This is a genomic window from Pseudomonas glycinis, assembly GCF_054871425.1.
Window position 1 is genome coordinate 375,293 of the sequence record NZ_JBTYHF010000005.1, and the last position, 25,764, is coordinate 401,056.

Genomic DNA, 25,764 nt, shown 5'->3' on the forward strand with positions numbered 1-25,764 from the left:
AAATTGTAGTAGTTAATGCGACAAGAGTAAATCCTGATGTTGTCGCCATGTAACAACAATGACTTTTTGTATCAATTTGGTGCGGTTGTTCGGCGGGCAGTGTCGGCGATTTAATGATGAGTTAATGCTTCGAGGAAATCAGCGCCAGGCATCGGTCTACCGTACAAATAGCCCTGCAAAAAGTTAACGTTATGCTCGGTCAGGTAATCAGCCTGGGCCTGAGTTTCGACACCTTCGGCAACAATGCCCAAGTCCAGTTTGGCCGACAGTTCAATGATGGAGTCGAGAATATGCCTCGATAACGCGTCTACACCGATCATGGCCACGAAGCTCTGATCGATCTTTAGAACGTCGACGTTGAAGGTGCGCAGATAACCAAGGCTCGAGTGCCCGGTACCAAAGTCGTCGATCGCGATTTTTACTCCCAGTGCATGCAATTGCTCAAACAGCTTAAGCGTGATGTCGCTCGGCTCGATCAGTTCGCGCTCCGTCAATTCCAGCACCAGTTCGATGCTGCCGGGCGCAAACGCCGCCAAGAGGTCACGACAATCTTCGACCAGCTCCAGATCCTGGCAGTGGCTGGCGCTGATGTTGATGCCGATATGGAAAGGCTTGACGAAGTTCACAGAGTGCGGTCCCAGCAGGGCCGCAGTCTGTTGCATCAGCGCGCGGGTCATCGGCACGATCAGACCTGAGTGCTCGGCAAATGGAATGAACAGATCCGGGCGTACCAGCCCCTCTTTCGGGTGATTCCAGCGCATCAGCACTTCGGCACCCGACCATCGCTTGCTGTCGCCGTGAACCACGGGCTGGAAGTACGGAATGAATTCCCCGGCCTCGAGTGCGCGCATCATTTCGTGGCTGGGCGAGGTCGATCGCTTCTGAACGAAGTGGCCAATGGCACCGGAAATTGCACCGAAGAAAATCAACAGACTGAACAGCGGAGGGTATTCAGCCGCCATGTAACGCCGGACTTCGCCCTTGGGGAAACCCGCCGACACTTTGAAGCCGTAACGCTCGGATTCCAGCAGGCTGTGCGCGACCGGCGGGGCAGGCAGTGATCCCTGATGAACTTTGCCGTCGGCGGACAGCCAGTTATCGCCCACTTGCAACGTCAGTAATGTCTGGCGGCCGATCAGGCGCAGGATGTTGCTCAAGTGATAGCCATCCAGTGTGGTCAGCGCGCCACCACGACCGTCGCTGAGACGGTAGATCAACAATGCCGTATCGGGCGTCACCGGATTGCCGTTCATCAACCACAGTTTGCCTTGATGATAGTCCCCGGCATTGACGGCTTCCTGGAACGCCCCGAAGAGTGAGCTGCAGTAGAGATTGTTGTCCCAGACCAGATTGGTCGAGCGCACGAAGGGGCGGCGGGTCACTTGTTCGCGCAGGGCCAGTTTCACCTCTTCGCAATTTTTCCCGGCAAGCGGCAGCAGGACCCGAGCGGCTTCTGCCGTGTTATCGAGCATCAGATCGAACTGTCGCAGCGCTTGTTCGGCCGTTTCCTCGGCACTTTGCTGCAGTGTGCGTTCTGCCTGCATATAAAGAATCCCACTGCCCAGTACGATCGGCAGCAGACCGCTGAGCACAGTCACGACGATGCGGGTCCTGCGTTTGCGGCGGGGTCTGCGGGTCAGCGGCATGGACACATCCTGTGGAGTCGAAGTCCGGCCCGATAGACAATTGAGCCAGAGGGGAGAATAGATCGCAGATGGCTCTTGCGCCGTACGAAAAAAAGCGGATTTTATACAGAGGGCAGACAGGTCCCGTTACGCTGTGTAGAATCGATTTACGCATACAATAATAATCGTCTTCTGGCAGCAGAAGCCTCGCCCGCAAGAGCCTTGGGTCGACAATGAAGATATTCGGGTTCCAACTGATCTACGGAGACTTCCTCGCGCGCAGCGTGCGTGGCATCTCCTGTGCGCCTCCCTCTACATCACTTTCCTGACAAATAACCCTGGTTAATTGATAAGAAATGATGAGGCGTCACCATGGCAGATTTATACGAAAACCCAATGGGTCTGATGGGCTTTGAGTTCATCGAGTTCGCAGCGCCGACTCCCGGCACGCTGGAGCCGATCTTCGAGATCATGGGCTTCACCAAAGTCGCGACCCACCGTTCCAAGAACGTGCACCTCTATCGTCAGGGCGCGATCAATCTGATCCTCAATAACGAACCCAACAGCGTCGCCTCGTACTTCGCCGCCGAACACGGCCCGTCCGTTTGCGGCATGGCGTTTCGGGTGAAGGATTCGCAGAAGGCCTATTCCCGCGCACTCGAACTCGGCGCTCAGCCGATCCACATCGAAACCGGTCCGATGGAGCTAAACCTGCCGGCGATCAAAGGCATCGGCGGCGCGCCGCTGTATCTGATCGACCGTTTCGGCGAAGGCAGCTCGATCTACGACATCGACTTCGTGTTTATCGAAGGTGTTGATCGCAACCCGGTTGGCGCCGGCCTGAAGATTATCGATCACCTGACCCACAACGTTTATCGCGGTCGCATGGCGTACTGGGCGAACTTCTACGAGAAGCTGTTCAACTTCCGTGAAATCCGTTACTTCGACATCAAAGGCGAGTACACCGGTCTGACTTCGAAAGCCATGACCGCACCGGATGGCATGATCCGCATCCCGCTCAACGAAGAGTCGTCCAAGGGCGCCGGGCAGATCGAAGAGTTCCTGATGCAGTTCAACGGCGAGGGCATCCAGCACGTTGCGTTCCTCACCGACGACCTGATCAAGACCTGGGATCAGCTGAAGAAAATCGGCATGCGTTTCATGACCGCGCCGCCGGATACCTACTACGAAATGCTTGAAGGTCGCCTGCCGAACCACGGCGAGCCGGTCGATCAGCTGCAATCACGCGGCATCCTGCTCGACGGTGCCTCGGAGCAGGGCGACAAGCGTCTGCTGCTGCAGATCTTCTCGGAAACCCTGATGGGGCCGGTGTTCTTCGAATTCATCCAGCGCAAGGGTGACGACGGTTTCGGCGAGGGCAACTTCAAGGCTCTGTTCGAATCGATCGAGCGTGACCAGGTGCGTCGTGGTGTGCTGACCACCGAGTAATCTCAAATGAAAAAATCCCGGCCTGCAGAAATGCAGGGCCGGGATTTTTTTAAGATCAAAAGATCGCAGCCTTCGGCAGCTCCTACATTTGGAATGCATTTTTCCTGTAGAAGCTGCCGAAGGCTGCGATCTTTTGCTTTTAAGAGCGGCGTTGGCGCGTCAAGTGTTTGAAGCCCTCGAACACCAGCACCACAACCGCCAGCCAGATCGGGATGTAAGTCAGCCACTCGCCCGACTTGATGCTTTCCCCCAACAACAACGCCACCGCAAGCAACAACACCGGTTCAACATAGCTCAACAAACCAAACAGACTGAACGGCAGCAAGCGGCTGGCGATGATGTACACCACCAGCGCGGAAGCGCTAATCAAGCCGAGCAGCGGAATCAGCCACATCAGTCCCGGATATTGATCGAACACGGCCAGGCCCTGTTCGCCGCCCTGCACAAACCAGTAGGCGACCGGCAGCATCAGGGTCATGTCGACCCACAGGCCACCGAGGTTGTCGGTTTTCAAGTATTTGCGCAGTACGAAGTACAGCGGATAACCGACCACGACCACCAGTGTCGCCCAGGAAAAACCACCCACCTGATACAACTCGTTCAACACGCCGAGGCTGGCAAAAAATACGGCGATTTTCTGCAGGTAAGACAGGCTCTCGCCATAGGCAATCCGCCCGGTCAGCACCATAGCCAGTGGCAAGAGGAAATAACCCAGCGATACATCCAGGCTGTAGTCATTGAGCGGTGCCCACATGAACAGCCACAGCTGAACCCCGAGCAGGGCGGAAGAAACCAGCAGCCCGGCGATCAGCTTCGGCCTGGCTGCCATCAATCGGAACAGCTCCAGCACCCGCCGCCATTCCCCGGAAACCAGCATGAACACGGTCATGCACGGCACGGTCAGGAGCATGCGCCAGCCGAAGATTTCCACACCGCTCAGAGGTGTCAGCAGCGACGTGTAGTAATACATGACGGCAAACAGCACCGAGGCTGAAACCGATAGAGCGATACCTTTAGACAAACTGTTCTCGCGACGTGATGGTTGAACGGGGCGCGCAGGATACGTGGTTTTTGTGTTGAATATTGAGCGGATGCTCATTATTTCCCACATCCAGGAGCCACAAATCCTGTGGGAGCGAGCCTGGGCGCGAAGCGGCCGGCAGAGTCAGCATAGATGTTGCGTCGACTGGCGCTATGCATGATTGCACCGCTTAAACGCAAAAGATCGCAACCTTCGGCAGTTCCTACAGGGAACGCATTCCACAGTAGCTGCCGAAGGCTGCGATCTTTTGATCTGCGCTTCTGATTAAGCCCGCAACGTCCGCGTCATCCGCAACGCCAGCATACTCCCGCCAACGATCACCGCCGCCAGCACATACAACGCCGCATCCGTCGAGCCAGTGCTGTCCTTGACCCAACCCACCAGATACGGGCTGAGGAACCCGGCCATCTGCCCCATCGAGTTGATCAGCGCCAGACCGCCAGCCGCCGCGCCCGCGCTCAGCATGGCGGTCGGCACCGGCCAGAACATCGGCAGACCAGTCAGTGCGCCCATGGTCGCGATGGTCAGGCCGAGAATCGCAATCGCCGGATTCGCTGCGAAATTCACTGCGATCACCAGACCGACAGCGCCCATCAGCATCGGCACCACCAAGTGCCAGCGGCGCTCCTTGCGCAAGTCCGCCGAGCGGCCGACGACCAGCATGAACACCGCCGCGAGCAGGTACGGAATCGCACTCAGCCAGCCGATCACCAGGTTGTCGCTGAAGCCGAGGTTCTTGATGATCGACGGCAGCCAGAAGTTGATCGCGTACACGCCGCTCTGGATGCAGAAATAGATCAGGCCGAAGGCCCAGATCGCAGGATTCTTGAACACCGCAAGCAGCGAGTCGGTGGCGGTTTTCGGTTTGTTGGCGAGGTCTTCGGCGTGGTCGGCTTCGAGCACCGAACGTTCGTGGGCGGTCAGCCATTTGGCGTTGGCAAAGCTGTCGCTCAACAGGAAATACGCCAGTGCGCCGAGGATCACCGTCGGAATGCCTTGCAGCAGGAACATCCACTGCCAACCGGCCAGGCCGCCTTGGCCGGCGGCGAAGTGGTTGAGGATCCAGCCGGAAAACGGGCTGCCAAGCAGACCGGAGACCGGAATTGCCGACATGAACAACGCCATGATCCGGCCACGGCGGAAGGTCGGGAACCACTGCGAGAGATACAGCACGACGCCCGGGAAGAACCCGGCTTCAGCGGCACCGGTGAAAAAGCGCAGGGTGTAGAACTCGGTCGGGGTGGTGACGAACAACAGGCAGGTCGACAGCGCGCCCCAGGTGATCATCATCAAGGCAATCCAGCGCCGAGGACCGAAGCGGGTTAATGCCAGGTTGCTCGGCACGCCGCACAGCACGTAACCGATGAAGAAGATGCCGGCGCCGAGGCCGTACACGGTTTCGCTGAATTTCAGTGCGTCGAGCATCTGCAGTTTGGCGAAGCCAACGTTGACCCGGTCGAGGTAGTTGAACAGATAGCAGATGAAAATGAAGGGAATCAAACGCAGGGTGATGCGTTTGTAGACGGCGTTTTTACCGTCGTCGATGGTCTGGGTAGCTGCGGCGCTCTGCGACATAGCGGCTCTCTCTTTATTATGATTTTTTGCGATGCAAAGGGTAACGTTGATCGCCCAGAGAGTCTCGGCCACCTTTGGCCGGATTGTCTTTGTGCCTGAGCACAGGGTTTGCCGCCAGACCCTGTGCGGCTGAACAACCGTTCGTGCCTGAACTGAAGGATTGCCGCCGCTATGTTCGAACTCGATCACGACCTTGCCCAGGACATCGTCGACCGGGCCATGGCCATTTTGCCGTACAACGTCAATGTCATGGACAGTCAGGGCCTGATCCTCGGCAGCGGTGAACCGGAGCGCATCAACACCCGGCATGAAGGCGCGCAACTGGTGCTGGCCAACGGGCGCGTGGTGGAAATCGATGCGCAGACGGCGGTGCACCTCAAAGGCGTGCAACCGGGCATCAACCTGCCGCTGTTGCTCGATCAGCGCTTGATCGGCGTGCTTGGCATCACTGGCGAGCCGGAGCAATTGCGCACCTACGCCGAGCTGGTGCGCATGACCGCCGAAATGCTCGTCGGCCAGCGCAACCAGCAGGCCGAGCAGCAATGGCGACGGCAGCGTTGCGATGATCTGCTGGCTTTGCTGCTGAGCGAGGCGGGGGATTCGCCGCGCCTGATCGATGAGGCGCAGCAGCTTGGGCTCAAGCCGCAATTGACCCGGGTGCCGTATCTGTTTGAACTGGGGCTTGAGCACGCCCCGGGGCAAACCGTCGAGGCATTGAGTGCATGGCTGACCTCGCGGTATCCCGACAGTTGGTGCGTGAGTTCGGCGAAGTCTTCGCTGTTGTGGTGTCGCCCGGCGAGCCAGAACGTCGAGCACGATCGCCTGCTGGAAAAACTCGATGGCCTCGGCTGGAAAGTTCTGCGGATCGCCGTCGGCGGGCAGGCGGATGGCCTGGCCGGGTTGCGCCGCTGTTATCGACGGGTCGGCGATTTGCTCGCTTATGGTCGTGACGTGCTGCCGAATTCGAGACTGCTGACGCTCAATCGTTATCGCTTGCCGGTCATGCTGTGGCGGCATCGCAACGATGATGCGCTGGACGAATTGCTCAAGCCGCTGCGCAAGGTCATCGCCAAGGACAGCAACGGCCAGTTGCTGGCGACGCTACGCAGTTGGTGCGAGCACGACGGGCAGAGCCAGGCCTGTGCCGAAGCGCTGGGTATCCATCGCAACAGCCTGCGTTATCGCATGGAGCGGATTGCCGAGTTGAGCGGGGTTGATCCGTTGAAGCTGGACGGGATGCTGGCGTTGTACCTGGGGGTGCAGCTGTTGCCGCAGACTGATCCGAATTGATCGGTGTGTTCAATGGCCCCTTCGCGAGCAGGCTCGCTCCCACATTTGGAATGCATTTCAAAATGTGGGAGCGAGCCTGCTCGCGAAGGGGCCGGAACATCCAACGCCAGCCTTTTGTGGAAATGAACAATAAACGCCGACGCCACTTGTGCACCCGACCGGCGTCAACGCTCACGACCGCTGGCAGCATGAACGCCACTGCAACCGGAGAATTCCCATGAAAATCGTCATCGCCCCCGACTCGTTCAAGGACAGCCTGAGTGCCCAAGGCGTTGCCGAAGCCATCGCCCTCGGACTGGCGCAGGTCTGGCCGCAGGCGACGCTGATCAAATGCCCGATGGCCGATGGCGGCGAAGGTACGGTCGAGTCGATTCTCGCAGCCTGCGAAGGTGAGTTACGCCGCACCCGCGTGCGCGGTCCACTGGGCGCGCCGGTCGAAGCCGCATGGGGCTGGTTACCGCACAACCACACCGCGATCATCGAAATGGCCGAGGCCAGCGGTCTGCAACTGGTCCCGCCGGGACAGCGCGATGCCTGCATCAGCAGCACGTTTGGCACGGGTGAATTGATTCGTGCAGCGCTGGATGCCGGCGCGCAACGAGTGATCCTGGCGATCGGCGGCAGCGCGACCAATGATGGCGGTGCCGGGGCGATGCAGGCATTGGGTGTGAAGTTGCTGGATGCGCAGAATCAGTCGCTGGTGCCCGGCGGCCTGGCCTTGGCGCAACTGGCGCGATTGGACCTGAGTGGACTTGATCCGCGCCTGGCCGATGTGCGTTTCGACATCGCCGCCGACGTTAACAATCCGCTCTGCGGCCCCCACGGCGCCTCGGCCATTTTCGGCCCGCAGAAGGGCGCATCGCCCGCGCAGGTTGAGCAACTCGATCAGGCGCTGGGGCACTTCGCCGAGCTTTGCGCGCAAGCACTGGGCAAGGACGTGCGCGATGAACCGGGCAGCGGCGCGGCGGGTGGTCTGGGGTTTGCCGCCAAGGCTTTTCTCGGCGCGCAGTTTCAGGCTGGCGTCGAGGTGGTGGCGGAACTGGTCGGGCTCGCTGAGGCGGTCAAAGATGCGGATCTGGTCATCACCGGAGAGGGCCGCTTCGATGCGCAGACCCTGCGCGGCAAAACACCGTTCGGGGTGGCGCGAATTGCCAAACGATACGCCGTGCCGGTGATCGTGATTGCCGGAACCTTGGGCGAGGGCTATCAGGAACTCTACCAACACGGCATCGACGCCGCGTTCGCCGTGACCAGTGGACCGATGACATTGGAACAGGCCTGCGCCGAAGCCCCGCGCCTGCTGCGTGAACGCGCTACAGATATTGCTCGGGTCTGGCAACTCGCCTCAGCCTGAAAAATATTTACCGCCGACCCGAAACCTTCCTCAAGCCTGGCCGATACAACGGTCAGGCGCACACAAAACCAAAATTCAGTGCCGCCGGACTGTCGCCCGCTATGGGCCAGTGCTCACGGCATGGACGCTCGCAGTTTCTTTCTTTCGAGAGTCCGACCATGTCCCTGCGTAACCTGAATATCGCGCCCCGTGCTTTCCTCGGTTTTGCCTTTATCGCCTTGCTGGTGATTGTCCTCGGCGTATTCGCCGTCAGCCGCATGACGGTCATTCGTCAGGCGTCGATCGATATGGACACCAACCAGTTGCCAAGCGTGACCCACCTCAGTGTGGTCACGGAAAACGTCCTGCGCATGCGCATTCTTTCGTTCCGCGTGCTGGTCAATCGCGAACCGGCCAGCCTGCAAGAGGCAGAAACCCGCATCGCGGTGCTGGTCGACAAGGTGCGCAAAGCGCAGGCCAGCTACGCTGCGTTGCCGGCAGGCCCTGAAGAGCACGCCGTTTTCCAGACGTTTTCGACGACGCTCGATAATTACCTGCAAGCGCAGAATCAGATGATTGAGCTATCGCGCAAAGGCGATCTGGAAGCGATGCGCGCGTTGATCAACACGCGCATCAAGGAAGGCACCGATCAAATGGGCGAGCAGCTCAACAAGTTGATCGGCATGAATACCGCCGGGGCCAGAGCGGCGGCCACCAAGGCCGGTGAAAACTATGACAGCGCCATCACCGGGATCATCATCGTCGCCGTGATTGCGGCGCTGGCCACCGTGTTGCTCGCCTGGTTGCTGACCCGCAGCATCGTCACGCCGCTCAACCGCGCCGTGCTCGCCGCGCAAACCATTGCCAGCGGTGACCTCAGCAAAGCCATCGAAGACGACGGCAAGGATGAACCGGCGCGCTTGCTTGAAGCCTTGGCGGCGATGCAGACCAACCTGCGCAAAACCATCGAGCAGATCGCCGGTTCCGCCACGCAACTGGGCGCCGCTGCCGAAGAACTCAGCGCCGTCACCGAAGAAGCGTCGCGCGGGCTGCAGCAGCAGAACAACGAAATCGAGCAGGCCGCCACCGCCGTCAACGAGATGACCGCTGCGGTGGAAGAGGTGGCGCGCAACGCCGTGTCGACTTCCGAAGCGTCAAACCAGTCGACCCACGCCGCCCGCGAAGGTCGCGATCAGGTGGTGAAAACCGTCGACGCGATCCAGACCATGACTCACGACGTGCAGAACACCGCGCAGATGATTGAAGGCCTCGCCGCGCAAGGTCGTGACATTGGCAAGGTGCTGGACGTGATTCGGGCCATCGCCGAACAGACCAACCTCTTGGCGCTCAACGCTGCAATTGAAGCGGCGCGTGCCGGCGAGGCTGGCCGTGGTTTTGCCGTGGTGGCTGACGAAGTGCGCGCCTTGGCCCATCGCACCGCGCAGTCGACTCAGGAAATCGAAAAAATGGTCGCCGGCATCCAGAACGGTACCGGAGAAGCGGTTTCGTCGATGCAGCAAAGCAATCAGCGCACCCAGTCCACATTGGAAATGGCCCGCGCGGCCGGCGTGGCGCTGGAGCAGATCACGCAATCGATTCACCAGATCAACGAGCGCAACCTGGTTATCGCCAGCGCTTCGGAAGAGCAGGCGCAAGTCTCCCGCGAAGTCGATCGCAACCTGGTCAACATTCGCGACCTCGCCACGCAATCGGCCGCCGGCGCCAACCAGACCAGCGCCGCGACCCACGAACTGTCGCGACTGGCAGTGGATTTGAACGCCATGGTGGCGCGTTTCGTGATTTGAGATACGGTGAAGGCTGGAAACCGCGCTAACAGGAGACGTACATGCGCTATTCAGCCTTGACCCAACGAATCGCCGGGGAGGGTGCCGCTGCCTGGCAGATTCACGACCGAGCGCTGGAACTGCGCGCCGACGGCGTTGATGTTTTGTTGTTGAGCGTCGGCGATCCGGATTTCGATACGCCGTTGCCGATTGTCCATGGTGCGATTGACAGCCTGTTGGCCGGCGACACCCATTACGCCGATGTGCGTGGGCGGTTCGAGCTGCGCAGGCTGATTGCCGAGCGTCATCGCCAGCGCAGTGGTCAACGGGTTGATCCTGATCAGGTGATTGTCCTGCCCGGCGCGCAATGCGCGGTGTATTCGGTGGCGCAGTGTCTGCTCGATCCGGGCGATGAAGTGATCGTCGCCGAGCCCATGTACGTTACCTACGAAGGAGTGTTTGGCGCTTGCGGTGCCAAGGTAATTGCCGTGCCGGTGCGCCCGGAGAACGGTTTTCGTGTCGACCCCGCCGATGTCGCCTCGCGCATTACCCCGCGAACTCGCGCGATGCTGCTCAACAGCCCGAACAATCCCAGCGGCGCGAGTCTGCCCTTGCTGATCTGGCAGGAACTGGCAGCGCTGTGCATTCGCCATGACCTGTGGCTGATCAGCGATGAGGTGTACAGCGAGCTTTTATACGAAGGCGAGCACGTCAGCCCGGCGAGCCTGCCGGGCATGGCCGAGCGCACCGCGACGATCAACAGTCTGTCGAAATCCCATGCGATGACCGGTTGGCGCATCGGCTGGATGATCGGCCCGAAACCCTTGGCCGAGCATCTGGTGAATCTGTCGCTGAGCATGCTCTTCGGTCTGCCGGATTTCGTACAGAAGGCCGCACAAGTGGCGCTGCAAAGCGATCTGCCGGAAGTCACGCAGATGCGCGAGGAGTATCGCTTGCGCCGCGATCTGGTCTGCGAACGTTTGTACGGTTGCCCTGGGTTGCAGCCGATTTGCCCGGATGGCGGCATGTTCGTGATGGTCGATGTGCGCCAGACTGGCCTTGGCGCTCAGGCGTTTGCCGAGCGCTTGCTGGAACGTTATGGCGTCTCTGTGCTGGCCGGCGAAGCGTTCGGGCCGAGCGCGGCGGGGCATATTCGCATCGGTCTGGTGGTGGATCGGGTCAAACTGGCGGATGCCTGCGCGCGGATTGCGTTGTGTGCGGTGCAGCTGTTGCAGGCGCGCAGTGCCTGATGGATTTGTGTTGCCTGAACCGGCGCCTTGCTGATCGTTCCCACGCTCCGCGTGGGAATGCCTCTAGGGACGCTCCGCGTTCCAGCTTTCGGAAGGGAAGCGGAGCGTCCCGGGCTGCATTCCCACGCTGAGCGTGGGAACGATCAGTATCAAGGATTAACCAGATTCGCCGGCCGCTGCCCATTCAACGCCGCCAACAGATTCTCCACCGCACACCGCGCCATCGCTTCACGCGTCTCATGGGTCGCCGAGCCCATGTGCGGCGTGGCCACAACATTGCTCAACTGCAACAATGGCGAATCATGATTCAACGGCTCGCGCTCGAACACATCCAGCCCCGCCGCGCGAATGCGCTTGCTGCGCAACGCCTCGATCATCGCCACCTCATCGACCACTTTGCCCCGCGAGATATTGATGAAAATGCTTTCCGGCCGCATCAGCGCAAATTGTTCCGCGCCGATCAAACGTTCGGTCTGCGCCGTCAGAGGCAAAGTCAGGCAAATGAAATCGGCCTGCTGGAGCAACTCTTCGAGGCTGCGATATTGCGCAGCGAACCGCTCCTCGACCGCCGGCTTGCGCGACTGACTGTGGTAGATCACCGGCATGCCGAAACCGAAATGCCCGCGCTGGGCCAGGGCCTCGCCGATGCGGCCCATGCCGATGATGCCCAGCGTCTTGCCATGCACATCGGTGCCGAAATGCGCCGGGCCGATATTGCGGCTCCACTGCCCGCCACGGACCATGTTCGCCAGTTCGACCACCCGCCGCGCGGCAGCGAGGATCAGGGCGAAACCGGTGTCGGCGGTGGTTTCGGTGAGCACGTCGGGAGTGTTGGTCAGCAGAATCTTGCGCCGGTTCAGATACTCGATGTCGTAGTTGTCGACACCCACCGAGACGCTGGCAATCGCCTCCAGTTGCGGCGCCAGATCCAGCAACGCCGCATCCAGTTTCAGGCTGGCGCCGAGCAAACCGTGGGCTCGGGGCAGGGCATCGCGCAACTGCATGAGGCCATCGGCGTCGAGGCTTTCGATCAGCGTTACGTCAAACTGCTCTTGCAGGCGCGCCATCAGCGCGGGCGAAAGTTTCTTGTACAGCAAGACCTGTTTTTTCATGGCAAAAAATCCTTTCAGGAATGCGCCGGCACACGCGGCGTGGCGGCGGCTTTGGCGACGACGCGATCACTGGCGCCGGGCTTGAGGAAAATCGTCAGCACCACCGACAACAGCAGCGCGCCGCTCATCAACAGGTAGGAGGCGCCGGGCGAGCCGGTGGAGCTGTTCAGGTAGCCGACCAGATACGAACCGCCGAACGAGCCGAGCGCGCCCATGCTGTTGATCAGCGCCATGGCGCCACCGGCAACGTTGGCCGGCAGGATCTCCGGAACGATGGCGAAAAACGGCCCATACGGCGCGTACATGCAGGCGCCGGCAATCACCAGCAGCGTGTACGACCACCAGAAATGTTCAGCGCCCAAGGCATACGAGCCATAAAACGCAATCGAAGCGATCAGCAGCGGCGGCCAGACGAAGCGTTTGCGCTTCTGCAATTTGTCCGAACCCCACGACACCGCGAGCATGCCCAGCACGGCCGCCAGATAGGGCAGCGACGAGAGCCAGCCAGCCTCGATCATGTCCATTTGCGCGCCTGCCTTGAGGATCGACGGCAGCCACAATACGAAACCGTAGACGCCGATGCTCCAGCAGAAAAACTGCAGCGCCAGGATGATCACCTTCGGCGAACGGAAAGCCTCGGCGTAGTTCTTCACAGCCTTGATGCCGACCTGCTCTGCGGCGAGCGCGCTTTCCAGATCGTGTTTTTCCTGTTCATTGAGCCACTTGGCCTGGGCCGGACGATCATCGGCCAGACGCCACCAGATAAACGCCCACAACACTGCCGGCAGACCTTCGATGATGAACATCCAGCGCCAGCTGAAATGCTGCACCAGATAGCCCGACACCACCGACATCCACAGCATGGTCACCGGGTTGCCAAGGATCAGAAATGTGTTGGCCCGCGAGCGTTCGGCGCGGGTGAACCAGTGGCAGAGATAGACCAGCATCGCCGGCATCACCGCCGCTTCGACCACGCCGAGCATGAAGCGAATGACGATCAGCCAATAGGCGTTGGATACCACGCCAGTCAGCGTGGCGAGCCCGCCCCAGAGAATCAGGCTGACGAAAATCAGCTTCTTCACGCTGTGCTTTTGCGCGTAGATCGCGCCGGGCACCTGGAAGAAAAAGTAGCCGAGAAAGAACAGCGCGCCGAGCAGCGAGGACAGGCCCGGCGTGATCATCAGGTCTTCGGCCATGCCCGACGCGGCGGCAAAACCGTAGTTGGCGCGATCGAGATAGGCCAGGCTATATGTGATGAACACAATCGGCATGATGTACCACCAGCGGCGGGTGGCGAGGGTAACGGTTTTCATCGGTGTGACTCCTGAGCTTGTTGTTTTTGTCGCAGCAGGTTCATTGATTTGCGGTGATCAGGCAGGCCTCTTCGCGAGCAGGCTCGCTCCCACATGTGAAATGCGTTCCCCTGTGGGAGCGAGCCTGCTCGCGAATTCAGCGGTCAACTCCAAGCGGGAAGGCAACCCCTCCATATCCCCGCGACTCTGCACCGCGCGACTGCCAATCCAGTTCGCTCGCTGCACGGCCTCGGCAAAACTCTGATGCTCGAGCAGGGCACTGATCATCCCCACCGCAAAACCATCCCCGGCGCCTACGGTATCGACCACCTTGGTCACCGGCACGCCAGCGACAAAACCCTGATCCAGCTGCGTGCGGTAATAAGCGCCTTCAGGCCCGAGCTTGATCGCCACCGCCTCCGCACCTTGATCCAGATAAAACGCAGCAATGTCGGCCGGGTCGTCGAAACCGCTGAGCAGGCGGCCCTCGCTTAACCCCGGCAACACCCAGTGGGCGAGGGCGGCGAGGCGGTTGATCTCGCGGATCATCTCGGCCTCGCTGGCCCACAGGCTTGGGCGCAGATTCGGGTCGAATGAAACGCTGCGTCCGGCGGCGCGCATGCGGGTCATCAGTTCGACGGACATTTCCCGCGCCGAGGCGGAGAGCGCCGGTGGGATACCGGTGGCGTGCAAATGGCGGGCGCTCAGCAGGTTGTCGTTGATGGAGTGCGGCGACAGATGACTGGCCGCCGAACCACGGCGGAAATACTCCACCTGCGGGTCGCTGCCGTCGTCGTTACGCGATTTGAACTGAAAGCCTGTCGGATGGTTTTTATCCACCTCGACGTGGCTGCAATCCAGACCTTCCTTGATCAGCGTTTCCACGACAAAGCGACCAAGTGAATCGTTTCCGACCCGGCTCAACCATGCGACGTTGAAACCCAGCCGGGACAAGCCGATCGCGACGTTGCTGTCGGCCCCGGCAATCCGTTTGTGAAACTGCTCGACTTTTGCGAGGTCACCGGTCTGCTCGGCGACCAGCATCGCCATGGTTTCACCGAAAGAAAGAATATCGATCTCAGACATGGGCTGGCTCCAGGCGCGATTGACCGAGGCGGGCGAGTGCGGCGACGTGTTCGCGGGTCAGTTGCACCAGGTCATCGCCTTGCAGCGGGTATTCGGCGGCGCGCATAACGCCTTGGTCCATGTGCCGCAGCAGTTGTTCCCACAGATGCAGATCGCTGATGGCCGGCGGTACCGCAACCAGTTTGCCGTCGTCGCGGCGCGCCACGGCTTTGCAATGCACGTAACCGACGTGACGCCCCAGCGCGCGAGCGGCGCTGGCGGCAGACTGGTCCTGCCAGTGCCAGTTACCGATGTCGAAAGTCATCTTGATCGGCAGATTGTGCTGCTCGACGGCGGCGAAGAAACGCTGGAACGGCTCGATGCGCCCGCCGTGCAAGGTCTGGTCGTTTTCCACCAGCAACTGAACCGGGCTTTGTTTGAGTCGCTCGGCCAGTGCCTGCAAGTCAGAGTTGTCAGTGAAATAGCCAAGCGAAACTTTCAACCATTTCGAACCGAATGCCTGGGCCTGTTGCAGCGCGGTAATCAGTTCGGGATTTGGCTGCGCTTGCCCTGCGAGCCAGAGTTCGGTGGGTGAGGAATAAATACTTTGCAGGCCCTGCGCCTGGGTAGCCTGAGCCAGTTGCGCGGGATCTTCACGGGTCAGTAGCTCTTCGCGCCACTCGATGCGATTGGCGCCGGAGGCCGCGAGGATCTCGATAAAGGAATCCTGCCCACGCTGGCGCACAAGCTCGGCACCGTAGCTGGACAGACTGATGGAAACGGCTGGTTTATTCATTGTTATTGACCTCTGAAACCGGTTTCATTTTTGTTCAAAAAAAATCAGGTGATTCTGTAGTGTTTTTGCAGGCCCTTTCGCGAGCAGGCTCGCTCCCACAATGGAATGGGATCAACCTGTGGGAGCGAGCCTGCTCGCGAAAGCGCCAGATCAGACGCCGTCAATCCCTCGGGTCGAACCCCGCTCAATCAGCACAGGGGCAAAATCCACCATCCGCGCCACCTCATCATCCCCGCGCAAGCGCTTGAGCAGACACTCAAACGCCCGCGCGCCAATCTCTTGCGTCGGCTGTGCCAGCGCGGTAATTCCGCTGCCCACCAACGGATACCAATCCAGATCATCCAGGGCAATCAACCCGACATCTTCAAATAGACGCACGCCCAGCGCGCGCAGCGCATGCGTTGCCGCAAGCGCCGCGACACCATTGGCGCAAAACAGCGCTTTCGGGCCGTCACCGGGTGTGTTTAAAAAGCTTTGAAGTTGCGCGGTCAGATCATCACCGGTTTCCAGCACCGCCCCAGTCAGGGTCGAGTGCTGAGCAATCTGCGCCTGAAAACTGCTGACCCGCTCGATCCGCGAGCTGGTGCCGTCATACGGTTCGGTGACCAGCAAAAGATCCCGATATCCGCGTTGCTCGAGATGCGCGAGCGCCATCTCTACTGCTTGCGGGTTGTTCAACCCGACCATGTCGCTGTCGAGCCCGTCGACCTTGCGATCCACCAGCACCAGCGGCATCTCGCGGCGCAGTTCGTGCAGTTCGTCCCGGTGATGGCCCAGCGTGTTCACGATCAGCCCTTCGATGTTGTACGAGCGCAACAGCGCCAGATGCTGGCGCTCCTGCTCGTCATCGCGGTCTGTGTTGCAAACCACCAGGCTGTAGCCGTGCGCCCGGCAGGCGGTTTCCACCCCGTGCATCACGGCAATCGAATAGGGGTTACGGATATCGGCGACGAGCATGCCGATCAGCCGAGTGCGTCCGCGTTTCAGACCACGGGCCATTTGGTTGGGGCGGTAACCGAGTTCGCCGATGGCTTGTTCAATGCGCAAGGCAATCGCTTCGGAGAGCAGCGCGCGGTCATCGCCGATGAAGCGCGAGACGCTGGCCTTGGACACGCCGGCGCGTTCGGCAACATCAAGCATGGTCACACGGCTGCGCTGGGCGGCGGAGAAGTCGTTCACGGTCTGAAACCTTGTTATTGGATTTATAGGTCAGGCAGAGCCTGAAACCGGTTTCAGGAAACACCAGAAACAATTCTGTCGTCAAGTAAATGATCACAGGATTGTCCGAAGATACCGACGGGCGGGTGATTCCCTAGCCGAACAAACCCGCGGCAATATTGATGGAAAAACCCAGGATCGCCGTGTTGAACACAAAACCGATCAGCGACTGCGCCAGTACGATTTTGCGGATGCCCCGCGTCGCTACGCCTACGTCCGATGTTTGAACTGCAACGCCAATCGTGAACGAGAAGTACAGGAAGTCCCAGTAATTGGGAGTGGTCAGCCCTTCGGCGAAACGCAGCGCCGGCTCTTTGCCGTTCCAGGTGTAAAACAACCTTGCGTAGTGCACGCAGAAGATCACTCCTATGAGCAGCCACGAGCCGGTCACCGTCAGCGCTGTGAACCCGTAGTGCATGAGTTTGCGTGAGGTTTCCAGGTCTTTGCTGCCGGCCAGTTCGAGAGTGATGGTGGCCAGGCTCGCCAATGCGGCAATGCACACCACAAACAGCACCAGCCCGGCGTTCTCATCTTCGACTTCGGCAATGCGTCGAACGTCCGGGGCCTTGGCGCGTATGGTCAGCCAGAACATCAGGATCAGGTAAGTCCAGACACCGACGTTCCAGCCAATGAGGATTTTGCTGACGATGGAATCGGCCGGGACCAACAGGCCGGTGGCGAGGCCGAGCAAGGCGGCAGCGGAAAGGCGAGGGTGGGTGCGGGCGAGGAAGGGCATGAAAGCTCGGTAGGTGAGAGAGGTTTCACCACCTTAGCCCAGCGATGACAGATGTGGCCACTGCGCATGATGTTGGCCAATCCTTGTGGGAGCGAGCCTGCTCGCGAAGACGTCAGCAGATTCAACATTAATGTTGGCAGACCGGACGCATTCGCGAGCAGGCTCGCTCCCACAGTTTGATCAGCGTTGTTTGGTGAATCGTTGTACGAGCTTCATGACCACGACGAAAAACACTGGCACGAAGATTACCGCCAGTGTCGCAGTGATCATCCCGCCAATCACACCTGTGCCGATTGCTTGCTGACTTGCCGAGCTGGCACCCGTAGCAATGGCCAACGGCACCACACCGAGAATGAACGCCAGCGATGTCATCACGATCGGCCGCAGACGCAAACGCGCGGCCTGCAACGTCGCATCGATCAGATCGTGACCTTCGTCATACAGGCTCTTCGCGAATTCGATGATCAGGATCGCGTTTTTCGCCGACAGACCAATGATGGTGATCAGTCCGACCTTGAAGAACACGTCGTTGGGCATGCCGCGCATTGTCACGGCGAGTACCGCGCCGAGCACACCAAGCGGGACAACGAGCAATACCGAAGTAGGGATCGACCAGCTTTCGTACAGCGCTGCCAGACACAGGAACACCACCAATAACGACAAACCAAGCAGAATCGGCGCTTGATTGCCTGACAGGCGTTCCTGCAACGACAAACCGGTCCACTCTTGACCCAGACCTTTCGGCCCCAGCGCAACCAGTCGTTCGATTTCCGCCATGGCCTCGCCGGTACTGTGCCCGGGTGACGGTTCACCAGATATCGCGATCGCCGGATAACCGTTGTACCGAGTCAACTGCGCCGGGCCTTGAATCCAGTTGGCCTGGACGAATGCGGACAGCGGCACCATGTTTCCGGCGTCGTTGCGCACATGCATTTTCAGCAAATCATCTACCTGACTGCGCTGATCACCTTCGGCTTGCACGACCACGCGCTGCATGCGGCCCTGATTGGGGAAGTCGTTGATGTAGCTGGAACCCACCGCAGTGGACAGCACATTACCGATGTCGGCGAACGAAACGCCCAAGGCATTCGCCTGCTTGCGGTCGACGATCAGTTGCACTTGCGGTGCTTCGGCCAGCGCGCTTTCACGGACGTTCATCAATACCGGACTTTTCTCGGCGGCGGCGAGCAGTTCCGTACGCGCTTGCATCAACGTCGCATGGCCCAGGCCACCGCGATCCTGCAAACGGAACTCGAAACCGCTGGACGTGCCGAGGCCATCCACGGGCGGTGGCAGCACCGAGAACGCCATGGCGTCCTTGATCTGACTCAACGCAGCGTTGGCGCGGTCGGCGATCGAACTGGCAGCATCGTCACTGCCACGTTCCGACCAATCCTTGAGCGTCGAAAACGCCAGCGCCGCATTCTGCCCGCTACCGGAGAAGCTGAAACCCAGAATCACGACACTGTCACTGATCCCCGGCTCACCGGCGTTGTGCGCTTCGAGCTGTTCGGCTACTTGCACGGTGCGGTTCTTGGTCGCGCCCGGCGGCAGCTGGATATCGGTAATGGTGTAGCCCTGATCTTCTGTAGGCAGAAACGAAGAAGGCAGGCGCGCAAAACAGAACCCAAGTCCAATCAACAGGACTGCGTAGATCACCAGGTAGCGACCAGTGCGCTTGAGCGCATAGCCGACCCAACCCTGATAGCGATCGGTCAGTTGCTCGAAGCGACGATTGAACCAGCCAAAGAATCCGGACTTCTCGTGATGCTCAACTTTGGCGACAGGCTTGAGCAATGTTGCGCACAACGCCGGCGTCAACGTCAGGGCGAGAAACGCCGAGAACAGAATCGACGTGGCCATGGACAGCGAGAACTGTTGGTAGATCACGCCGACCGAGCCCTGCATGAACGCCATCGGAATAAACACCGCGACCAGCACCAGAGTGATGCCGATAATCGCGCCGGTAATCTGCGTCATTGCCTTGCGCGTGGCTTCCTTGGGCGACAGGCCCTCGGTGGCCATGATCCGTTCGACGTTCTCCACCACGACGATGGCGTCATCCACCAGAATGCCGATGGCCAGCACCATGCCGAACATGGTCAGCACGTTGATCGAGAAGCCCAGCGCCAGCATGGTCGCGAACGTGCCCATCAGCGCCACCGGCACCACCAGCGTCGGGATCAGCGTGTAGCGCACGTTCTGCAGGAACAGGAACATCACTGCAAACACCAGCAGCATCGCTTCGCCAAGGGTGTAGATCACTTTGGTGATCGAGACTTTGACGAAGGGCGAGGTGTCATACGGAATCTTGTACTCCACGCCCGCCGGGAAGTAGCGCGCCAGCTCGTCCATCTTCGCCCGCACCAGCGTTGCGGTGTTCAGTGCGTTGGCGCCGGGAGACAGCTGCACGCCGACGGCGGTGGACGGCTTGCCGTTGAGGCGAGTGCCGAACTGATATTCCTGACTGCCGATTTCGACGCGCGCGACATCACCGATGCGCACCGTGGAGCCGTCGCGGTTGGCCTTGAGCACGATGTCGGCAAATTCCTGAGGCGTCGACAATTGGCCTTTGACCAGAATCGTCGCAGTGATTTCCTGTGTGGAAGGCGACGGCAAATCACCGATGCTGCCCGCTGAAACTTGGGCGTTCTGCGCAACGATGGCTTCGTTGACATCGGCCGGCGTCAGGTTGAAGGCGATGAGCTTCTGCGGATCGATCCAGATGCGCATCGCCCGCTCGGCACCATACAACTGCGCCTTGCCGACACCGTCCAGACGCTTGATCTCGTTCATCACGTTGCGCGCCAGATAATCGCTGAGGGCCACGTCATCGAGCTTGCCGTCGCTGGAGGTCAGGGTGATCAGCAAGAGGAAACCGGAAGAGACCTTCTCCACCTGCAAACCCTGCTGATTGACCGCTTGCGGCAGGCGCGACTCGACTACCTTGAGGCGGTTTTGTACATCGACCTGCGCCAATTCCGGGTTGGTGCCCGGCTGGAACGTCGCCTTGATCGTCGCGCTGCCGAGGCTGCTTTGCGATTCGAAGTAGAGCAGGTGATCGGCACCGTTGAGTTCTTCCTCGATCAGGCTGACCACGCTCTCATCGACGGTCTGCGCCGAGGCGCCTGGGTAGACAGCGTAGATTTCGATCTGCGGCGGTGCGACGTCCGGGTATTGCGCGACCGGCAACTGCGGAATGGCCAGCGCACCGGCCAACAGGATGAACAGGGCGACCACCCAGGCAAACACCGGGCGGTCGATAAAGAACTGCGGCATATTAAAGCGTCCTGCTTACTGACCAGCGGTCTGGGCAAGTGGAAGAGGGGTTTCGTCGACCTGTACTTTTTCCCCGGGACGGGCGTGTTGCAGGCCTTCGATGACAATGCGGTCGCCGGGCTTCAGGCCGCCGGTGACGATCCAGCGATTATTCTGCACCGCACCCAGTTGCACCGGTTGCTGCGCCACACGCATCTGCTCATCGACGGTCAGCACCTGGGCAATGCCGGCACTGTCACGCTGCACCGCGCGTTGCGGCACGGTAATGCCGTTCTGAATGGTTGCCTGTTCAAGGCGTACGCGGATGAAACTGCCCGGCAGCAGGTCGAGATCCGGATTGGGGAATTCACTGCGCAGGATGATCTGGCCAGTACCCGGATCGACAGTGATGTCGCTGAACAGCAGCTTGCCAGGCAATGGATACAGGCTACCGTCATCCTGAATCAGTGTGGCTTTGACCTGACCCTGGCCGACTTCCTGTAACTGCCCGGAACGGAACGCCCGGCGCAGTTCATTGAGCTCGCGAGTCGACTGGGTGAGGTCGGCATGGATCGGGTTGAGCTGCTGAATCAGCGCCAGCGGCGTGGTTTCGTTCTGCCCTACCAGCGCACCTTCGGTGACCAGCGCGCGGCCGATGCGGCCGGAAATCGGCGCGGTCACGGTGGCATAACCGAGGTTCAGTTTCGCCCGTTCCAGCGCTGCCTTGCTGGCGGCGACATCAGCGGCGGTCTGCCGGGCAGCGGCGCGGGCGTTGTCGTAGTCCTGACCGCTGATGGCCTGGTCCTCGATCAACTGCGCATAGCGTTGTTCTTGCAGTTTCGCCTGAAAAGCGTTGGCCTCGGCTTTGCGCAGCGCTGCTTCGGCACTGTCCAGATCGGCCTTGAAAGGTGCCGGGTCGATGCGGAACAGCACATCGCCCTTTTTCACATCGCTGCCTTCGCGATAGGTGCGCTGCAACACCACGCCCGCCACTCTCGCACGCACTTCGGCAATCCGTGGCGCGGCGATGCGCCCACTCAGTTCGCTGCTGATCGACAGGGGCTCGGTTTTAATGGTCTCGACGCGCACGGTGGCCGGCGGCGTCTGCTCTTCGTCGTTCGAGGATGAATCACAAGCGCTCAGCGTCAGCGCCAATGCGATCAGGCCGAGCCCGGCCAGCAGTTTTCCAGACATGTACAACCCCCAATATTGAAGGCCGCATCCTACGGCCAGACGGGGAGGTTAGCGGTGAAGCTTTGTAGCTGCTGTGTGAAATTGTGTAAGGGTTTTGCTCCGTGGCGGGTGAGGGCGTATATCCTGCAGGCCTTGAAATTTATTGCGACAGTTCGATCGCTTTCGCGAGCAGGCTCGCTCCCACAGGAGATCGCATTTCAATGTGCGAGCGAATGAGCCCTGACTGTCGCCCCAGCATTTTCTGGAACACCCCATGCCCAACATCCTCCTGGTCGAAGACGACACCGCCCTCGCCGAACTGATTTCCAGCTACCTGGAGCGCAACGGTTACTCCGTCAGCGTCATCGGCCGTGGCGACCATGTGCGCGAACGGGCGCGGATCAGCCCGCCGGATCTGGTGATCCTCGACCTCATGCTCCCGGGCCTCGACGGCTTGCAGGTGTGCCGCTTGCTGCGCGCCGATTCAGCGACACTGCCGATCCTCATGCTCACGGCCCGCGATGACAGCCATGATCAGGTGCTGGGCCTGGAAATGGGCGCTGACGACTACGTCACCAAACCCTGCGAGCCACGGGTGCTGCTGGCTCGGGTGCGTACCTTGTTGCGGCGCAGCAGCCTCGGCGAGCCTTTGGCGGTTAATGACCGGATCGTCATGGGCAATCTGTGCATTGACCTGTCCGAGCGCACCGTGACCTGGCGTGATCAAGCGGTTGAGCTGTCCAGCGGCGAATACAATTTGCTGGTAGTGCTGGCCCGGCACGCCGGCGAAGTGCTGAGTCGCGATCAGATTCTGCAGCGGCTGCGCGGCATCGAGTTCAATGGCACTGACCGCTCGGTGGACGTGGCGATTTCCAAGCTGCGGCGCAAGTTCGATGATCACGCCGGCGAGGCGCGCAAGATCAAGACTGTGTGGGGCAAGGGCTATCTGTTCAGCCGCTCCGAATGGGAATGCTGAGCTGATGTTTCGTATTCTGTTTCGCCTGTATCTGGTGACGATCGTCTCCTATAGCGCGGCGATCTATCTGGTGCCGGATCTGGTGGTCATGGCCTTCCGGGATCGCTTCGTCACCTACAACCTGGACTTTTCCCGAGGTCTGCAATCGCTGATCACCAAGCAGTTTCATGCCGCGCCGCAAGAGCAGTGGCCGGAGATTGCAGCGGCGATGGACAAGGAATTCCAGCCGCTGCACATCGTCCTGACGCCAATCGACGACCCGGTGTTCACGCCCATCGAGCAGGAACGTCTGCACCGGGGTGAAAACGTTGTGCGCATCGGCGACTGGGGCTGGCGAACATTGGCGGTGACTCCGCTGAATGCGGACATGGCCGTGCGCATGGTCGTGCCGCCCGATCCGGTCGACGTCGATCTGTTGTACTGGAGCATCAACGTGCTGATCGGCGCCATGTTGCTCGGTTGTCTATTGCTTTGGCTGCGCCCGCACTGGCGCGATCTCGAGCGTCTGAAAGGCACCGCCGAACGCTTCGGCAAAGGCCACTTGAGCGAGCGAACCAGAATCGCCCCGAGTTCGAACATCGGCAGCCTCGCCAACGTGTTCGACACCATGGCCGGCGATATCGAAAACCTTCTCAACCAGCAACGTGATCTGCTTAACGCCGTTTCCCATGAGCTACGTACTCCGTTGACGCGTCTGGATTTCGGCCTGGCGCTGGCGTTGTCAGAAGAGTTGCCAGCCGCCAGTCGCGAGCGTTTGCAGAGCCTGGTTGCGCATATTCGTGAACTGGATGAACTGGTGCTGGAGTTGCTTTCCTACAGCCGCTTGCAGAATCCGGCGCAATTGCCCGAGCGCATCGAGGTGTCGCTGGACGAGTTCATCGACAGCATTCTCGGCAGTGTCGATGAGGAACTGGAATCGCCGGACATCGTGATTGACGTTCTCTTGCACGGTCAGCTCGAACGCTTCGCGCTGGACCCGCGCCTGACTGCCCGGGCCATCCAGAACCTGTTGCGCAATGCCATGCGCTATTGCGAAAAGCGCATTCAGATCGGCGTGCAGGTGATTGCCGGCGGGTGTGAGATATGGGTAGACGACGATGGTATCGGCATTCCCGACGATGAGCGCGAGCGGATTTTCGAACCGTTTTATCGGCTCGACCGCAGCCGTGATCGCGCGACCGGCGGATTCGGCCTTGGTTTGGCGATCAGCCGCCGCGCACTGGAAGCACAGGGCGGCACGCTGACCGTTGAGAGTTCGCCGTTGGGTGGGGCGCGATTCAGGCTGTGGTTGCCGGCCACGGCCTGAACCGTATGACGAATTTCAGGGCTGCGTTGTGCCGCTGGTCTGCAACACGCATTGCTGGGTTTTACTGTCCCACACCTGGCCTTTCGGACATTCGGGCTTTTTCACGGCGTCGCTTTCATCGACGGCGAAAACAGCAGGGCTGGACAGGGCGGCGACCAGCAGCGGGACGGCGAACAGCGCTTGGCGGATATTCATGGTCAATCTCCACTTTATCAGCTTGGGAAGTTGTTGTTCTCCTTTGCAGTGACTGTGCAGTTCTGCGGATGATTCAATGTTCTGCAGCGGGCCATTGACTTGTCATCCGCCGGCAGGCTAATTTCCAGCCCATGACTTTCACCGTATCGCGCTGCCAGCCAAGCATTATTACCGCCATTCCTCATTTGGCGGGCTAGCTCACGACTGCAGCACCCAACCCGCCCTAGAGGCGGGTTTTTACTTTCTGTCTCCGGGGTTCTGAAAAATGTCAGGAGACGACCATGCCGCACAGCCCCGACCAGCAATCCCTGCTTGAGCATTACGTGAAAAAGATCCTGGCCGCGCCGGTGTACGACATTGCGGTGCGTACCCCGTTGCAGCCTGCGCCGGCGTTGTCGGAAACATTGGGCAATCGGGTCCTGCTCAAGCGCGAAGATCTGCAACCGACGTTCTCTTTCAAGATCCGTGGTGCTTACAACAAACTCGTGCACCTGAGCGATGAGCAGCGAGCGCGGGGAGTGATCACTGCGTCGGCGGGTAATCACGCGCAGGGTGTAGCACTGGCGGCACGGGAATTGGGTATTGCCGCGACGATCGTCATGCCGTCTACCACTCCTGAGCTCAAGGTGCTCGGCGTGCGCAGTCGCGGTGCCGACGCATTGCTGCACGGTGATAGTTTCCCCTTTGCGTTGGCCCATGCGCTGCACTTGGCCGAACAGACCGGATGCACGTTTGTTTCACCGTTCGATGATCCTGACGTGATCGCCGGACAAGGCACCGTGGCAATGGAAATCCTGCGCCAGCATCAAGGCGCGCTGGACGCGATCTTCATCCCGGTAGGGGGCGGAGGCTTGATCGCCGGTATCGCGGCCTACGTCAAATATCTGCGACCGGAAGTGCGGATCATCGGCGTCGAATCCGAACATTCGGCGTGCCTGCAAGCGGCTTTAAGTGCGGACGAGCGGGTGGTTCTACCTAGCGTCGGCACCTTCGCCGACGGCGTAGCGGTGGCGCAGATCGGCGCGTATGGCTTTGAGGTTTGCCGCTTCTGCGTAGATGAAGTGATCACGGTCAGCAATGACGAACTCTGCGCCGCGATCAAGAATATCTACGACGATACCCGTTCGATCACTGAACCGTCGGGGGCGCTGGCCGTGGCGGGGATCAAGCAGTACGTGGCGCGCAATGGGGTTCGCGATCAGACATTCGTCGCCATCGACTCCGGGGCCAACATCAACTTCGACAGCCTGCGCCATGTCGCCGAGCGCGCCGCTGCTTGCGGCGTGCCG

The 25,764-nt window shown here is 60.1% G+C and carries 19 protein-coding genes and 1 pseudogene; 8 read left to right on the forward strand and 12 right to left on the reverse strand.

Annotation, left to right across the window (positions count from 1 at the left end; genetic code table 11):
* Window positions 1–110: 110 nt before the first annotated feature.
* Complete coding sequence (locus ACYSTU_RS14815; RefSeq protein WP_498999624.1) at window positions 111–1,646, reverse strand: EAL domain-containing protein; 1,536 nt, start codon at window positions 1,644–1,646, stop codon at window positions 111–113.
* Window positions 1,647–1,997: 351 nt separating this feature from the next.
* Here ACYSTU_RS14815 and hppD point away from each other — a divergent pair, with 351 nt between their 5' ends.
* Window positions 1,998–3,074 carry a 4-hydroxyphenylpyruvate dioxygenase gene (gene hppD, locus ACYSTU_RS14820; RefSeq protein WP_016774910.1) on the forward strand — a complete coding sequence of 359 codons (1,077 nt, stop codon included), beginning with the start codon at window positions 1,998–2,000 and terminating at the stop codon, window positions 3,072–3,074.
* A gap of 139 nt (window positions 3,075–3,213) precedes the next feature.
* On the opposite strand, the gene rarD is transcribed toward hppD, so the two are convergent.
* Together rarD and ACYSTU_RS14830 are read right to left on the reverse strand one after the other, a co-directional pair.
* Complete coding sequence (gene rarD / locus ACYSTU_RS14825; protein ID WP_071172591.1) at window positions 3,214–4,095, reverse strand: EamA family transporter RarD; 882 nt, start codon at window positions 4,093–4,095, stop codon at window positions 3,214–3,216.
* A 285-nt stretch (window positions 4,096–4,380) separates the two neighbouring features.
* Window positions 4,381–5,691 carry an MFS transporter gene (locus ACYSTU_RS14830; protein WP_130927775.1) on the reverse strand — a complete coding sequence of 437 codons (1,311 nt, stop codon included), beginning with the start codon at window positions 5,689–5,691 and terminating at the stop codon, window positions 4,381–4,383.
* 171 nt (window positions 5,692–5,862) lie between these two features.
* Between ACYSTU_RS14830 and ACYSTU_RS14835 the strand changes: the two genes are divergently transcribed.
* The 4 genes from ACYSTU_RS14835 to ACYSTU_RS14850 all read left to right on the forward strand — a co-directional run bounded on the left by ACYSTU_RS14835 (window position 5,863) and on the right by ACYSTU_RS14850 (window position 11,348).
* Entirely contained in the window at window positions 5,863–6,981 is a 1,119-nt protein-coding gene (locus ACYSTU_RS14835) for a sugar diacid recognition domain-containing protein (RefSeq protein WP_498999628.1), read from the forward strand.
* Window positions 6,982–7,198: 217 nt separating this feature from the next.
* The gene (locus ACYSTU_RS14840) at window positions 7,199–8,335 is read left to right on the forward strand and encodes a glycerate kinase (protein ID WP_498999631.1); all 1,137 of its coding nucleotides are present in this window, start codon (window positions 7,199–7,201) and stop codon (window positions 8,333–8,335) included.
* Window positions 8,336–8,493: 158 nt separating this feature from the next.
* A complete protein-coding gene (locus ACYSTU_RS14845; protein ID WP_425643602.1) occupies window positions 8,494–10,119 on the forward strand; it encodes a methyl-accepting chemotaxis protein in 1,626 nt (541 codons plus the stop codon).
* Between the two features lie 41 nt (window positions 10,120–10,160).
* A complete protein-coding gene (locus ACYSTU_RS14850) occupies window positions 10,161–11,348 on the forward strand; it encodes a pyridoxal phosphate-dependent aminotransferase (RefSeq protein ID WP_264365354.1) in 1,188 nt (395 codons plus the stop codon).
* A 149-nt stretch (window positions 11,349–11,497) separates the two neighbouring features.
* Here ACYSTU_RS14850 and ACYSTU_RS14855 read toward each other — a convergent pair whose 3' ends face one another.
* The 8 genes from ACYSTU_RS14855 to ACYSTU_RS14890 all read right to left on the reverse strand — a co-directional run bounded on the left by ACYSTU_RS14855 (window position 11,498) and on the right by ACYSTU_RS14890 (window position 22,019).
* Entirely contained in the window at window positions 11,498–12,460 is a 963-nt protein-coding gene (locus tag ACYSTU_RS14855) for a 2-hydroxyacid dehydrogenase (RefSeq protein WP_498999635.1), read from the reverse strand.
* 14 nt (window positions 12,461–12,474) lie between these two features.
* Window positions 12,475–13,773 (reverse strand): MFS transporter, encoded by a 1,299-nt coding sequence (locus ACYSTU_RS14860; RefSeq protein ID WP_498999638.1) that lies wholly within the window; start codon window positions 13,771–13,773, stop codon window positions 12,475–12,477.
* Between the two features lie 57 nt (window positions 13,774–13,830).
* Window positions 13,831–14,838, reverse strand: a complete 1,008-nt coding sequence (locus ACYSTU_RS14865; protein ID WP_498999640.1) for a sugar kinase — start codon at window positions 14,836–14,838, stop codon at window positions 13,831–13,833.
* Window positions 14,831–15,613, reverse strand: a complete 783-nt coding sequence (locus ACYSTU_RS14870) for a sugar phosphate isomerase/epimerase family protein (RefSeq protein WP_136492581.1) — start codon at window positions 15,611–15,613, stop codon at window positions 14,831–14,833. The genes ACYSTU_RS14865 and ACYSTU_RS14870 overlap by 8 nt, the downstream gene beginning before the upstream one ends.
* Window positions 15,614–15,763: 150 nt before the next feature.
* Window positions 15,764–16,792 carry a LacI family DNA-binding transcriptional regulator gene (locus ACYSTU_RS14875; RefSeq protein WP_498999643.1) on the reverse strand — a complete coding sequence of 343 codons (1,029 nt, stop codon included), beginning with the start codon at window positions 16,790–16,792 and terminating at the stop codon, window positions 15,764–15,766.
* A gap of 133 nt (window positions 16,793–16,925) precedes the next feature.
* Window positions 16,926–17,567 carry a DUF1345 domain-containing protein gene (locus ACYSTU_RS14880; protein WP_136492583.1) on the reverse strand — a complete coding sequence of 214 codons (642 nt, stop codon included), beginning with the start codon at window positions 17,565–17,567 and terminating at the stop codon, window positions 16,926–16,928.
* 180 nt (window positions 17,568–17,747) lie between these two features.
* Complete coding sequence (locus ACYSTU_RS14885; RefSeq protein ID WP_498999648.1) at window positions 17,748–20,846, reverse strand: multidrug efflux RND transporter permease subunit; 3,099 nt, start codon at window positions 20,844–20,846, stop codon at window positions 17,748–17,750.
* Between the two features lie 15 nt (window positions 20,847–20,861).
* Complete coding sequence (locus tag ACYSTU_RS14890) at window positions 20,862–22,019, reverse strand: efflux RND transporter periplasmic adaptor subunit (RefSeq protein WP_498999650.1); 1,158 nt, start codon at window positions 22,017–22,019, stop codon at window positions 20,862–20,864.
* 253 nt (window positions 22,020–22,272) lie between these two features.
* Between ACYSTU_RS14890 and ACYSTU_RS14895 the strand changes: the two genes are divergently transcribed.
* Together ACYSTU_RS14895 and ACYSTU_RS14900 are read left to right on the forward strand one after the other, a co-directional pair.
* A complete protein-coding gene (locus ACYSTU_RS14895; RefSeq protein ID WP_016774890.1) occupies window positions 22,273–22,974 on the forward strand; it encodes a response regulator in 702 nt (233 codons plus the stop codon).
* 4 nt (window positions 22,975–22,978) lie between these two features.
* On the forward strand, window positions 22,979–24,280 hold the full coding sequence (locus ACYSTU_RS14900) for an ATP-binding protein (protein WP_498999655.1): 1,302 nt from the start codon (window positions 22,979–22,981) through the stop codon (window positions 24,278–24,280).
* Window positions 24,281–24,295: 15 nt separating this feature from the next.
* On the opposite strand, the gene ACYSTU_RS14905 is transcribed toward ACYSTU_RS14900, so the two are convergent.
* Window positions 24,296–24,475, reverse strand: a complete 180-nt coding sequence (locus tag ACYSTU_RS14905) for a hypothetical protein (protein WP_016774888.1) — start codon at window positions 24,473–24,475, stop codon at window positions 24,296–24,298.
* Window positions 24,476–24,756: 281 nt separating this feature from the next.
* Here ACYSTU_RS14905 and ilvA point away from each other — a divergent pair.
* Window positions 24,757–25,746: pseudogene (gene ilvA, locus ACYSTU_RS14910) on the forward strand (threonine ammonia-lyase, biosynthetic); the annotation flags it as partial.
* Window positions 25,747–25,764: the final 18 nt, after the last annotated feature.